The organism is Pseudoalteromonas sp. NZS71 (genome assembly GCF_015864715.1).
Lineage (GTDB): Bacteria > Pseudomonadota > Gammaproteobacteria > Enterobacterales > Alteromonadaceae > Pseudoalteromonas > Pseudoalteromonas arctica.
This window is the reverse complement of the sequence record NZ_JADYWS010000050.1, coordinates 1-14492: the sequence shown is the minus strand read 5'-3', so window position 1 is coordinate 14492 and position 14492 is coordinate 1. Positions and strand designations below refer to the sequence as shown.

10 protein-coding genes are annotated in these 14492 nt (G+C 37.1%); 6 read left to right on the top strand and 4 right to left on the bottom strand.

Features of this window, described 5'->3' with window-relative positions:
- Positions 1–1208 precede the first annotated feature (1208 nt).
- Positions 1209–1844: an isoprenylcysteine carboxylmethyltransferase family protein gene (locus tag I6E85_RS20230; RefSeq protein WP_024592034.1), complete on the top strand. Its 636-nt coding sequence runs from the start codon at positions 1209–1211 to the stop codon at positions 1842–1844.
- A gap of 93 nt (positions 1845–1937) precedes the next feature.
- Here I6E85_RS20230 and I6E85_RS20225 read toward each other — a convergent pair whose 3' ends face one another.
- The 3 genes from I6E85_RS20225 to I6E85_RS20215 are packed head-to-tail and all read right to left on the bottom strand — an operon-like array spanning position 1938 to position 6558.
- Complete coding sequence (locus I6E85_RS20225) at positions 1938–3956, bottom strand: bifunctional diguanylate cyclase/phosphodiesterase (protein WP_197237289.1); 2019 nt, start codon at positions 3954–3956, stop codon at positions 1938–1940.
- Between the two features lie 4 nt (positions 3957–3960).
- A complete protein-coding gene (locus tag I6E85_RS20220) occupies positions 3961–4488 on the bottom strand; it encodes a YfiR family protein (protein WP_007586256.1) in 528 nt (175 codons plus the stop codon).
- Positions 4489–4497: 9 nt separating this feature from the next.
- A complete protein-coding gene (locus I6E85_RS20215; protein ID WP_024592032.1) occupies positions 4498–6558 on the bottom strand; it encodes a TonB-dependent siderophore receptor in 2061 nt (686 codons plus the stop codon).
- Between the two features lie 483 nt (positions 6559–7041).
- Here I6E85_RS20215 and I6E85_RS20210 point away from each other — a divergent pair, with 483 nt between their 5' ends.
- The 4 genes from I6E85_RS20210 (at position 7042) to I6E85_RS20195 (ending at position 11013) form a co-directional block, all read left to right on the top strand.
- Positions 7042–7920 (top strand): sensor domain-containing diguanylate cyclase, encoded by an 879-nt coding sequence (locus tag I6E85_RS20210; protein ID WP_024592031.1) that lies wholly within the window; start codon positions 7042–7044, stop codon positions 7918–7920.
- A gap of 444 nt (positions 7921–8364) precedes the next feature.
- Positions 8365–9381: a kelch repeat-containing protein gene (locus I6E85_RS20205; protein WP_197237288.1), complete on the top strand. Its 1017-nt coding sequence runs from the start codon at positions 8365–8367 to the stop codon at positions 9379–9381.
- Positions 9378–10094 (top strand): Sir2 family NAD-dependent protein deacetylase, encoded by a 717-nt coding sequence (locus I6E85_RS20200; RefSeq protein WP_024592028.1) that lies wholly within the window; start codon positions 9378–9380, stop codon positions 10092–10094. The genes I6E85_RS20205 and I6E85_RS20200 overlap by 4 nt, the downstream gene beginning before the upstream one ends.
- 121 nt (positions 10095–10215) lie before the next feature.
- Positions 10216–11013, top strand: a complete 798-nt coding sequence (locus I6E85_RS20195) for a response regulator (protein WP_024592027.1) — start codon at positions 10216–10218, stop codon at positions 11011–11013.
- A gap of 64 nt (positions 11014–11077) precedes the next feature.
- On the opposite strand, the gene I6E85_RS20190 is transcribed toward I6E85_RS20195, so the two are convergent.
- Complete coding sequence (locus tag I6E85_RS20190; RefSeq protein WP_197237287.1) at positions 11078–12391, bottom strand: M20/M25/M40 family metallo-hydrolase; 1314 nt, start codon at positions 12389–12391, stop codon at positions 11078–11080.
- Positions 12392–12778: 387 nt separating this feature from the next.
- On the opposite strand from I6E85_RS20190, the gene I6E85_RS20185 reads away from it, so the two are divergent.
- Positions 12779–13486, top strand: coding sequence for an SDR family oxidoreductase (locus I6E85_RS20185; protein ID WP_024592025.1), 708 nt, complete (start codon positions 12779–12781; stop codon positions 13484–13486).
- The last annotated feature ends 1006 nt before the right edge of the window (positions 13487–14492 follow it).

Here is a 14492-nt window from a genome sequence, read left to right as displayed (position 1 = left end):
CAGTAGTGAAACGAAACAGCGCCGATGATAGTGTAGCATTTGCTATGTGAAAGTAGGACATTACCAGGCTTCAAATTGTAGAGACCCGTTACAGCAATGTGACGGGTTTTTTTCTGTCTGGGATTTGATAAATAGCCAAGAGCCCATGCCTAACTCAGTAGTGAAACCAAAGCTTCGACCGATGATAGTGTAGCATTTCACTGTGGCTCTCCACCGCTGTGGGCACTACGACATTACCAGGCTTCAAATTGTAGAAAGCCCGAATCTAACGATTCGGGCTTTTTTACGTTTGCAGAAAAGTAAAATACGCACAATTAACACACTTTCACATCAACACCTATCACGTAGGGCGGCCGAGTGCTGCGACTCCCGACGCTAAAATCACAACAAAAAGCCTCAATATCTCAGTCGGCCAATACAATAGCATTTGCTACGTGACCCTCCACCGCTGTGGGCACTATGACATTACACAAGCTTCACATTGTAGAGCGCCCGAATCTAGAGATTCAGGCTTTTTTACGTCTGTAGAAAAGTGAAATGTGCGCAATTAACACACACTCACATCAACATCCATCACGTAGGGCGAGCGTAGCGACTCCCGACGCTAAAATCACAACAAAACCCCTCAATATCTCAGTCGGCCAATACAGCAGCATTTGCTACGTGACTTTCTACCGCTGTGCACCATGACATTACACAAGCTTCACATTTTAGAGAGCCCGTTTCAAAAAGAGTCGGCTTTTTACATTTTTAGAAAAGTGATACAGGTATTTCTCTAGAGCGAAGCGTCTCTCAGTGAATAATCTACTTAATTTAACTAGTTAAAGTGGCATCGCCGATGCGAGTGCAGTATTTCACTGTGACGTCCTAACGCTGAGGGCACTATTGCACTGTACAAAGCTTCAAATTAAAGAAAGTCCTAACCGAAATAGTCGTTTTTTTGCATATATAGAATGTAAAAATATGAGTGAATAATATCAATTCAAATATATAAGCAGATTGGTATTATATAAAAAGTATGAGATCCTCATAAATCAAAGTTATTTTAAATTAATGGTATTAGTTAATGATTACTCGTTAACAAACCTCTGACTTAACTTGTTTATGAAGGCAATGAATACTAATATAATTTCATGACCTTATAACTAAAATTTATTGAGTTAGTTGTTTTAAAATTACTACCAATAATGATTGTGAGCTGTAACTAGATGCCCTATGAAACATTTTTAGATGACTCTACTTCGCTAGTTGAATTTACACGTATTTACTTAGCTATTTTTTATACTTTTGTTGCGGGCTTTTATACATTTAGAATTATTTATAAAAATCGAGACACACCATCAGGCGTTATTTATCCCGGAGATAAGTTTTGTACTAGTTGGTGGAACCATATGGTTTTTAAGTTTTTCAGAGCTGCTATTTGGTTTATATGTGTAATTAGAGTGTTTGTACCTGAGTTAGATAGCTACCTTGGGCTATTCCCAATTCTCAATGGCTGGCCAGGTGTATTATTTGGCGATATTTTATTGAGTGCAGGTTTTATTTTGACGATGTTTGTACATTTTCATATGGCAGCACTTTGGCGTTCAGGAATTGATCCTAAGGGACCACATGAGCTTAAAACATCAGGATTATATGAATACTCTAGGAATCCGATGTATTTAGGTGTTGTAGCTGCACAGGTGGGTTTCTTTTTAGCCTTACCTAGTATATTTAGTTTGACCTGTTTGGTTATTGGTTTTATAGCTATATATAGACAGACGTTAGTTGAAGAAGCTCATTTAGCTCATCGCTTTTCAATACAATATAAAGAGTACAAGCAACTAGTCCCTCGCTGGTTATAGCTTGGGATTAAGCTTTAAATACATGAAATTTTAACGCAAGAGTAAAGAAGTGTTCTGTGTTGAATTGCTAAAATCTAGCACGATAGACATAAATTAGATCACTTCTTTTTGTTTTATATACTTTTTCATAAACTCTTGTTTAGTAATTGCCTTTGAAAAAATGTAGCCTTGAATATAATCGCAAGCAAGCAGCTTTAATAGGTCATACTGTTTTTGTGTTTCAACACCTTCCGCTACCACCATTACATCTAGGTTGTGAGCCATAGTGATAATAGCCTTAACGAGAGCAATACTATTATCGTTTGATTCAATATCGCTTATAAATGAGCGATCTATTTTTAAAATGTCTATATCTAAGCGCTGTAAATACGCCAAAGAAGAATAACCAACACCAAAGTCGTCAATCGCTATGTCTATATTAATAGTGCTTAAGCGTTTTAATTGTCGCTGTATTGACGAATCTGGATCCATTAAGGTATTTTCAGTGACTTCAATTAAAATAGTGTTGGCGGGTAGTTGGTACTTTTTACTTGCAACAATCCATTCATCCACCCAGCAACCAGCGCGGTCAATTTCAAGAGGTGATGTATTTACACTGACTTGAATTGTCTTTTCACTTAAAACATTGAATTGGACGGTATCTTGAATTGCTTGAGATTTTACCCATTGGCCGATGTCGTTTATTAATCCGTTTTTTTCAGCGACAGGTATAAATTCATTGGGGCCTATTAGGCCTCGTTCAGGGTGGTTCCAACGAATAAGGGCTTCAGCTTTTGGTACTGATTTCCCATCAATTGAAAATATAGGTTGGTAATATAATTCAAATTGGTTTTTAACAATTGCAGTGCGTATCTCTTCTATCAGGCGACGCTTTTCTGTGGCTTTTTCTTCGATAGCATAGGAGAAAAACTCATAGCGATTCCGCCCTTTATTTTTAGATAAATACATCGCTTGATCAGCACGTCTAACGAGCTCTTCTACTGTTAAACCATCAGCAGGGAAAAACGTTAAACCTATGCTTGCGGTAACATAGACTGTTTCTTTTTTTATTTTAATGCTCTGCATTAAACTACTTTTTACAGCTTCGGCAATTTTTGATGCTTCATCTGGGCTATTTACACCCTCTAAAATTAATGTAAATTCGTCTCCACCTAAGCGTGCTACTGTATCTTTTGTTGTTATACAGCTTTGCAGCCTCGTTGCTACCTGGTGTAATAATAAATCACCGTAGTCATGCCCAAGGCTGTCGTTTACTTCTTTAAAACCATCTAAATCTATAAATATAAGTGCGAATTTCATTCCTTCAACACTTATTAAGCTTTGTAGTTTCTCATAAAAATACCGTCTATTTGGTAAATCGGTTAACCCGTCTTGGTAAGCATATTGTTGCAACTGAATATTTGCATTTTCAAGTTCATTAGTACGAAGCCTAACTTGGTTTTCTAATGAACTTTCTCTTTGCTCAATGTTGTATAGCATATCGTTAAAACAAGAGGTTAATTGTCCTACTTCATCTTGTGATAGTTGTTTAGCGCGTAAGCTATAATCATGTGACGTTGTTATTTTATTTGCTGTTTGTGCTAAATATAAAATAGGGTTTAAAAAGCGGCGCCTTAGCAAAAGGGATAAAATGAGGCTGATAGCAAAGGTAAAGACCATCAAAATCATTATAAATTTAAAGTAAAAAGTGATTCTATCTTGAATGTAACTGTTGTTAGCGCGTATTTTTAATACGCCATAATCATGCATATCGAGCTGAAGGGGGGTATTAACCTCAATGCTTTGTTCTATTTCTTCATTTTCGGCTTGAGCAATAACAAGTTGCTCACCACTCATACTTGTTACCATTATACTAATAACATCTGAGCGTATAAGTATTGGGTCTATAAGCTCTTGTACTGCATCTATGTCATTAAACATAAGTGCAGTAGTTATATTGGGTGAAAGCATTTTAGACAGCGACCCCAGGCTTTCTATTTGTTCTTCTTGAGCGCTGGTGATTTCATAAGCACTAAATACAATGGTTACTGTAGCGGTTGATACAAGTGCGACACTCATTAAGATGAATAATAATTTTTTGCTCATTGTATTTAATGCAAATAGTTTTTTCATTGCATTACCTATCTACAACGCGTGCAAGTCGTAGTACTTTTGAACTCATAGTAATGCCTGCATCTTTAAGCTGTTGTGGTGCAATTTCAAAGCGAATTTTACCACTGGAAAGAAAGAATCTGATATGGCCGCCATTTTCAATAAATGAGTCTGTTTCACCAATGACCATAATATTTTTTAGATCTAAAGGAGTTATGTTTTGCCACTGAGCAAATGTATCTGAGGTGATAAATAGCATGTTACACGCAGATGTAGTGACTTCATCAATAGTGACTAATTTATTATGTAAAGGTAATTTTTTTATAGTGCGATTTTTTAGAGCGGTGTTAGCCACATCAATAAAGTATTTATCAGGGCTACAAATAGTAAATTGATCAAGGGGTTCTAAATGAGAATCCCAGTGTCCAAAACGTGCAAAGTTATACAAGAAGCCTGCTTTTAGCATGTATTCTTTTTCAACAGCGTCAACGCTGGTACTTAAAAGTACCAAGGCTATCAAGCTTCTGTGAATTAGACTTCTTAATTTAATCATCTAATTAGCTTAGAAATTTGCTGAAATTGTAAACGTAATACATTCATCAATATAGTTTGGTAATGTATAGGTTTCGCGCGTATTACTGTACTCAATATGTGAACCTGAAAATAGGTTTTTACCCGAAACTGCAGTAGACCACACAGGAGTAGCCTGCCAATTCCAACTAACATCTAACGTTGTGTAATTATCAGTATTATATGCATTTGAGTTTACTGCTCGTAATGTCGCAAATACGTTATGGTCAGTTGAGAATGTATAATCGGCTTTTGCAAATAACTGCCTGTTTTTAGAGTCATACCCGATAGCGGGCTCTACTCTAGGAGGTAAATCGTAGTTATAGTCGGTGTAACTGTAACCAAACTCAGTATTGAGATTATTAATTGGTTGCCATGATATTACTAAGTCGAACCCTTTAGTGGTTGTGTTTGCTACAGATGCAAAGTCTAAATCTATACGAGTCATTGTTAGTGCTTGAAATACTTCTGGAATTCTCCCTGCTAGAAATAAATCAAGTATAGGAGTGAATTGTTCAGCATGCGTATTCATATCAATAACCGCTACGTTTTTAGCATCGGTATAATAAGTAGAAAGATCTAATGACCAATCGTTAGCAGTAAAACGGTAGCCTAATTCATAAGATAGATAGTTTTCTGATTTAACTTTGTCATTACCATTTAGGTAGGTTGCAATTCGGTAGTCGTCTATTTGGTCAAAGCCTGAACTTAAACCGGTAAGATCTTTAATTTCTGTACCATTAACTTTAAAGTTGTCGTTAAACTCAATTAATGTTGGTGTACGTACACTTCGCGATATTGCGCCCCAAGTAAGGTGGTTATCTACTGGTTTGTATATAAGTCTTGCTGATGGTTGATTTTCCCAGCCAGTTAAATCGTTATGATCAAGCTTAGTACCAATAATAAAGTCGAGAGTGTCAGGAGTCACATTATATTGAGCTTGAACAAGTGCACCATATTGTTTGAGGCTATCAAAGTTTTTATCGCTATCTAAAAATACACTTTCTGCGAAAGATATAGAATTGTATCGGTAGTTCAACCCCCAATCTAACTGTAGAGATTGATATATAAAGTTCATTTGATAATCAATATCTATCGATTCAAAGTCTTCTTTAATATAATTTTGAGAGCCATTTTGTTTAAGCCAAGAAATTTGTAGCATTTGATTGGCATCTGGCGACATTCTGTTTTCAAGGCGCGCCATTATGCGCGTGTCTGTTCGCTTTAAATCATCTGAAAATGAAATGTTTTCGTTGGTTTCATCGACAACACCTCGGTAGTTTTGGCCAAGTGTGGAATGAGTTACATCACCCTGAAGTAGTGCTGACCACTCATCATTAGGGGTAAAGTCAGCTCTAAAACCTAAAGAATTTTGCTTAGTTGTGTCGTTAGGATCGAGTGAGATCCCTTTTTTTGATTCATTAGCATCTTTTAAATGACCATACACTCGGTAGCTGCCTATGTTACTTATATCACCACCGTAGCGAAGATTTGCATCAACATTTATTTGATTACCAGTTGTTACACTTGCGTATCCACCGCGAGTATCAATACTATTTTTAGTAATGATATTAATAACGCCATTATTTGCGTTACTTCCCCAAAGTAATCCGCCTTGTCCGCGTATAACTTCAATACGTTCAATATCGTACAAAGGAACGTTGAGTGTTTCCCAATAAACAGCGGCAAACTTTGGGGTATATAAGCTTTGTCCGTCAATCATAACCAATAATTTGCTTGAAAAGCGAGAGGCAATGCCTCTTGAGGAAATAGCCCATTGATTGTTATCGAGCTGACGGACAATTAAACCCGGCACCATTTTTAGTGCTTCAGGTACTGATGTAGCACCAGATTTAGTAATTTGTTCTTTACTTAATACATAAATAGATGAAGCGGTATCAAATGCTGATTGTGCTCTTTTCATCGCAGAAGTCGCTTGCACATCCATACCCATTAAAGCATCAAGATCGAGGTCTTCATCTTCAAACGGCTCAGCCGTTACAAGAGGGCACACAAAAAGTAATGGCCAAAATAAACGTTGTGATATTTTCACCCAAAAGTCTCCTGCGCAATCAAAAAATCAAAAACAATGACTGTTTTTGTAATACATGTGATGTCACACAATATTAACATACATTAACAGCGTAAAAGTATAAATGCGATTAAATCAAAACAACTAATTTTGTAGTAGTTAAAAAATTTAACTTCGGCCAATAAAACAGTAAAATTTAAAAAATAAAGTAGATACATTTTATACAATTACATTTATTAAAGAGTCAAAAAATAGAAGTTACTGAGAGTTATATGATTATATACTATTTAAAATTTAGTCTATTTTTGAAGGACTTCAAAGTATTTTGCGCTTATTGATTATTTAACTTTGCATTTCATGCTTTTACAAGGGCGATATTAATTATACGTGCACGATTAATCTAACTTTGTATTAACTATTATTGTAGTTTCAATTACCTTTGCTTTTATTAAAGGTATATAGAATACTTAAATTCGCTTGGTTTTGCTTTGAAGGCACCAAAGTATGGAAAAAAATGAATTAATTAATGTAGAAGAAGTACTCGATTTAATGCTTGATGCCGTTTGTGTGGTAGATAAACAAGGCACATTTGTTTTTGTAAGCGCAGCATTTGAGCAAATTTTTGGTTATACGGCCGACGAAGTTGTAGGCAAAAAAATGATTAACTATGTTTACGAAGGTGATCATTATAAAACGCATAATGCCGTAACATCGCTATTGTCTGGCGAAACGGTGAACCCTCGCTTTGAAAACCGTTGGATGAGAAAAGATGGTCAAGTAGTTCATATATTATGGTCTGTTCGTTGGTCAGAGCAACATCAAGTAAGAATTGCTGTCGCGCACGATATAACTGAACGTAAAGTAATGGAAGATCGACTCCATTATATGGCACGGCACGATGTGTTAACTGGCCTACCAAATCGATCATTATTGATGAATCGATTAGAAAAAGTAATTATTAGTGCAACCAGAAACAACACGTTTTTTTCTTTGCTGTTTATAGACATAAATGGCTTTAAAGCAGTAAACGATACTCACGGACATGAAATTGGCGATAAGCTTTTATGCGCTATAGCAAAAAGGCTTTCAGCGTCGGTTAGGCATTACGACACAGTAGGGCGTTTAGGCGGAGACGAATTTTTAATTATTTTAGATAACTTAAGTTCTAGCCACGAAACCGTCAGAATCAAAAATAAAGTCCTCACTGAGTTTAAAGCCGTCTTTAAGTTAGATGACGTACTACTAAATATTTCACCCAGTATAGGAATTGCAAATTACCCCGAGCACGGCCAAACAGATCACGAACTCATAAAGTATGCTGATGAAGCTATGTACAAAAACAAACAACAAGGCTTAGATAACGTAACCTATTTACCTCAATAACTAAGCTGAACTATCACCTTAGCTTAAACAATAGTCACAGCGCCCTTAACTACAATGCCTTACTTGCCGACATATTTTTTAATATCGGTTTGACAGTGCTGCGCTAAAAAGTCGATGAAAGCACGCACTACCGTTTGCTGATAATTACGTCATAAATAAACTGTCCACAAATTATATCCAGGTGATAATGAAGGCGATTACCGTATCGGCAGTAATACATTTTTTACTAATGATGCAGGCGAAAGCAAGGTATCGGTCACTGATTATGCAACTGCAATGGTTGATGAAGCGCAAAATGCGGCGCACGTTAATAATCATATTAGTATTGCCTACTAATATGGTTACTAATCAAAAGCGTTTGATTATTTAGATATAACAATACTGGCTCACAAGGTTAAAATAATTTAATCTGAGCGTATTAATTCTTATTAAATTATTTGCCTTATGAGCCTTCTTTTTTCTCTTGCGTTAGCAAGCCTTCCCGCTTTACCAGAGCCAGTTGCTAATAATGCTGTGGCTAAAGTTACAGTACAAAACCAAACCTATTTTTTAAGCTTTATGGGGCTGGGGCGCGATAAACAGCATTCGTCAGTGCATAACAAAGTGTGGGCGCTTAAAGTTGGCGATTCACAGTGGCAATCTAAAACTGGTGTGCCTTCAAGCTTGCCACTAAAAGGGCGCTTAGCAAGCACCGCAGTCGGTTTAGGCGAGTACGCCTATGTGTTTGGCGGCTATACGGTAGCAGAGGGTCATACTGAAGTTTCAAGCCCCGACGTATATAAGTACGACGTAATAAAAGATACCTACACTCATCTTGCGAGCATGCCAGTACCCGTAGACGATAGCGTCGCGCTGAGCTACAAAGCGCGTTTCATTTATCTAATTAGCGGTTGGCATAACGACGGCAACGTAAACTTAGTGCAAGTGTACGACACGCAAAATAATACATGGCAACAAGCCTCGCCATTTTTAGGTGAGCCCGTATTTGGCCAAGCCGCTGCAATTAGCGATAATACCATTGTTATTTGTGATGGCGTTAAAACACAAGCTAATCCTGATTCGCGTCGCTCGTTTGCAGGTGTAGCACAGTGTTTAAAAGGCACAATAGATTCAACTAATCCACAAAAAATAGATTGGCGTACGTTGCCTCATCCAACGGGCACCGCTCACTATCGAATGGCAGCTACCAGCTATAATGGCAATATTTATATGATGGCAGGCTCTAATAACCCATATAACTACAGCGCAATAGGCTACGACGGCAAACCTGCATCAGCAAGTGATCATGTTTGGCGCTTTAGTATCGAAAAAAACGAATGGCAGATTTTATCCCCAGTTGAAGTAAAGAGCATGGATCATCGTGGTTTACTTGAGCACAGCGGTGTTTTATATCGAATTGGCGGTATTGATAACAGTCAGCAAGTAAGCGCTAACGTACTCGGTTACGAGGCGCCAAAGTGAACACCCTTTACATTACCGGGGCGGGAGTCAGCGCAGCCAGTGGTATTCCCACCTTTAGAGGGGAGGATGGTTACTGGACCATAGGCAGTAAAAATTATACGCCTATGGAAATGGCAACACGCGCAATGTACCAAAATGCCCCTAAAGAGTTTTTAGCATGGTATTACCATCGCTTTGCAGCGTATCGCAACCATGGCCCAAACGACGTACACCATTGGCTAAGTGACAAAAACCTAATTACTCAAAACATAGATGGGCTTGATGGCAAAGCGGGTAATAAAAATTACATTGCTATTCATGGCAGGCTTGATCAAATGACCTTATTTCATGAGCAAGGTGAGCCAGTCACGCCACTTGCCACCCCGTGGGATAGTGTAGAAGAAAGCCGCCTGCAAGAGTCTCTTTTTGAGCTATTTAATATTCAAAACCAAACGCCTGTGCTAAACCATTCATTTAAGCCCTTTGTTTTATTATTTGACGAGTACTACACCGAGCTTTACAGAATAACAGAAGCACAACAGCGTATGCTCAACGCCGATAAAATTGTATTTATGGGCACCTCGTTTAGCGTTAATATTACGCAAATGGCAATTGAAATAGCCCGAAATTACGACATTCCTGTTGAAGTGGTTGACCCTGAGCCTGCACATATTTTGCACGCTAACGTCACATATAAAAAAATGAATGCATTAGATTACATTCAATCTAATTAAGAAGTGCTATATTTTAAAGGGATTGATAATGTTTTCTTAAATATTACAATCTCTTTATATAATATTAACGAGTCAAAAATGTTATTATTATCCTGATTATAACAATACTAAAGAGATCTGAATGAGCGACTTAACTGCAATAGCAAACTTGTCCATTTTACTTGTAGAGCCTTCAGAGGTTCAGCAAAAAATAATAATAAAATCGCTTTTAGAAAGTGGTGTAAAACAAGTTGAAACTGCATCTACACAAACACAAGCGCTTAGCTTATTAGCAAGTTATCACCCTGATCTAGTTATAAGCTCTATGTATTTATCTGACGGGACAGCCGATTCACTATTGCAAGAAATAAGATCAAACCCTATCACCGAGCATCAACCTTTTATGCTTATATCGAGCGAGCGTAATAAAAAATACCTTGAGCAATTACGCCAATCGGGTGTCCTAGCTATTTTGCCTAAGCCTTTTAGCGCAAAAGCCATTACCCGCGCACTCAAAGCAACCCTCGATATTATAAGCGAAGAAGAAGTAGAACTTGATCATTTTGACGTAACGCTGCTGCGAGTTTTAGTGGTAGACGACAGCCGCTTTGCGCGTAAACACATTATTCGTGTTCTTGCGGGTATGGGAATACCTGCCCCGGTAGAAGCTGAAAACGGTAAAGAAGCTATTGAGCACTTAAATAACCAATCGTTTGACTTAATTGTAACCGACTACAATATGCCAGAAATGGATGGGCGAGAACTAACAGAAGCCGTTAGAAGCTCAAATAGCTACTCACATATTCCTATTTTAATGGTGAGCTCAGAGGCAAACGAAACGCACCTAGCAAATATAGCTCAAGCGGGAGTTGATGCTATTTGTGATAAACCGTTTGAACCGGCCACAGTGCGAGAATTATTGTTTAAAATAATGTCTTAAAAGTAAGTACAAGCGTAGGACGGTGATTATTTGGCCTACGCTCATCTTTGAAATACATTTACTATTACAGTTTTCCTAATCTATAAATGAGTAATGCCGTTTTTTTAATGTTTTTATCAAGGCTGGTTAAATCGGCTGTTTCGTTTTTAGTGTGCGCGCCGCTGCCCATCAAACCTAAACCATCAAGTGCCATATCAACATGATTTGCCGCAAACGAAATATCAGCTGCACCTGCGTTGCGTGGGTTGGCGGCTACTACTTTGTTGAAGCCTAAATCGTGGCTTGCGTCGCTGTATAATTCTAATAGTTTTTTATTGCCATCAGTTAATGCCATTGGCGGGTAACCGTCTTCAAAAATAAGCTCTGCTTTACTGCCATTTAAACTGTTGCTAGCAATGAGTTGCATTGATCTTTTTGCGTTTTCGAATTGCTTTGGCGAAAGTGCGCGTAAATCACCTGCTACATGCACGGTTTGTGCTATTACATTACTTTTACCAAACGCCGTTGCTGACGAGTTAGCACTGTCGTAGTCGGCATTTGTACCACCTACAATAAGCCCTGGGTTAAATGTTAAATTAGGTTGCGTGGCAAGTTGCTCTCTAAAATCATTTAAAATGCGTGATGCTTCGTAAATAGCGCCATAACCAACGCTTTCGCTAAATATTTGTGACGAATGCGCTGCATTTGCCGTTACATTTAGCGTCCAACCGGTATAACCACGGCGCGCCGCCATAGCTGTTTTTATATTGTTGTCGCCATTTTCATAGCCAAGCGCTACGTCAGCCCAAATAGCGGCATCAACAATAGCTTGTTTAGATAAACTAAGCGGGCGACCGCTGCTTTCTTCATCGCCAGTCAATAATACTTTTATACTTACATTTTCGAGTAAATTAAGGGCTTGTAAGCTTTTAAGAGCGGTAATTATTATCGTGTTACCGCCTTTCATATCGGCAACACCAGGACCACTGGCTGTATCGGCATCAAGCTGTTTGTAAGTGGTAAAGTCATCGTGCTTGGCAAATACCGTATCTATATGGCCGATCATCAGTATTTTTATTGCATCGGAGTTTTTACTCTCATATGTTGCTAATACATGCCCTGCGCGGTTAAACGCACTGCCATCCAGCCATTCAACTTTAAAACCAATGGCTTTAAGCTGTTCACTTGTCAGCGCACCTACTTTTTTTACACCTTCAATATTAAGCGACCCGCTATTAATATTTACGGCTTGCTCTATTTCTTGCAATGCTTGAGGAATATTTTTATCGACCTGTTTTACTATTTCACGCTCATTTTTATCAAGCGCTGCATGGCTTGTAAGCGGTAAGGTACTAGCAAGTGTGAGAATAAGTGCATGGCTAAATTTTAAAAATGACATAACAGCATAATAAGTGAGAAATAAGAGTATTTAATATGAAGTAAAAATACAGAGGATTCAATAGGAGTAGATTGTGATTTTTAACTAATTTTATAAGTAATAACGAGTTACAGGTTTAAGGGTGAACGCGTTATTAGTTTAAACACAGGTATTTAAAATATAACCTTTTAACTAATAATCAAGCTGTGCAACTAAACAGCAATTTGCCTGATATTACTGACCTCCATCATTTGGGATTTTTGCTGCATTTAGAAAAGTTGAGACTGAACTAACTGTTTACAAATACTTATTTTATAGCTAGGGTAAAACCATTGTAATATAAGAACATTTGTCATTTTTAGGCGACAAATGTCGTAGACTAAATTGTAAGATTTATAGGTATAAACAATGAATAACTTAGTTGTATTAATAACGGGTGCTAATAGGGGAATCGGTTTCGAATTAGCCAGACAATACCTTATAAATGGATGGACAGTAATTGTTACCTGTAGAGATCTAGAAATGGCGGTTGCTCTAGTTTCATTGAAAGGTAAGTTTCCAAATAAATTGTCTATTGAACTAATGGATATCACTTGCCCTGAAAAAATTAAGACGTTGGCAAGTAAACTTAATGAGGAAAATATTAAATTAGATTTAATAGTAAATAATGCGGGATATTTGGATCGAGAAAACACAAGTATCCATACTATTAATTACGCTAATGCCGAAATGTGTTTTAAGGTGAATTCACTTGGACCACTATATTTAACTCATTGCTTTTTACCTTTAATAAATAAAAAACGCTTATGTAAGATAGCCGTTATTTCTTCTGCTATGGGATCTTTGTCGCTAGAACAAAGTGTGGATTGGTATGGTTATCGAATGTCTAAAGCAGCAGCCAATATGCTAGTAGTGAACTTATCACAAGAACTTGTTAATGATAATGTGGCTGTGGTAGCTGTTCACCCCGGTTGGGTTCAAACCGATATGGGTGGCTCTACAGCAAGTGAAAATGTTGTAGATTCGGCTCTTGGAGTTATGAACGTTATTCTGAATTTATCTATTGATAATACGGGAAAGCTTTATAGTTTTAATGGTGATGAGTTACCGTTCTAATAAATATAACAACACGCTATGAGGTGGATAACTAGTAAAGTCAGCTATTAATTGCAAATTTTAAAACTGCTGAGCCTCTTCGTTTTAAGGCTATTAAATACGTCAATTCATCGTAGGGTGTTAACGCGGTTTAAGATCCATAACCCATTCATGCAACACTCTAGGTATGTAAGTGAGAAATAATAGTATTTAATATGAAGTAAAAATACACAGGATTCAATAAAAGTGGATTGTGATTTTTAACTAATTTTATAAGCAATAACGAGTTACAGGTTTAAGGGTTATGAGGTGTACACGTTATTGGTTTAAACACAGATATTTAAAATATAACCTGTTAACTAAGTAGCCATTATTACAACATAGCAATATGTCTTATATTACTGATCTCCACCATTTTGGGGTTTTGCTACATTTAGAAAAGGTAAGGCGAATCTAACTAACTGTTTACAGTTGTTTATTTTATAGCTAGGATAAAATCATTGTAATATAAAGACATTTGTCGGTTTGTAAAACGACAAATGTCGTAGACTAAATTGTTATGTTTCAATCATGGAAGGTGCAAATAAATATGTTTGGTTTTATATTTAAATATATATTCTTTAGTATTATTAACGTCGTTTTATTCCTTCTAGCAAGTTTTGCTTTAATGGCGTTGCTACCTGAAACTATCGTAAATGGAGATACATTCGAGTTGGTCTATGGAATAGTTTTTATTTCTTTTTTAGTTCTAACTGGCTTTGTAGTAAACCATCAAATCACCCCAAAAGTTGGCTTTATCGAAGGCTGGAAACTTGGGTTTCTAAGTATAAAAATGTATATTAAGCCCTGAGTAACTGAAACATAAAAAGAATTTCAAGCAGGACAAAATATAGTTGGCTTTTGTTCACTCCGTTCACCTATTTTAGCCAACTATATTTTGCCTCTTAAATGGGCGTTGAGGCTGTAGAATTACTCTTTTTAGGAACGTATCCAACTATTCTTGGTTGGTTGCTTTTTAACCTTGAAT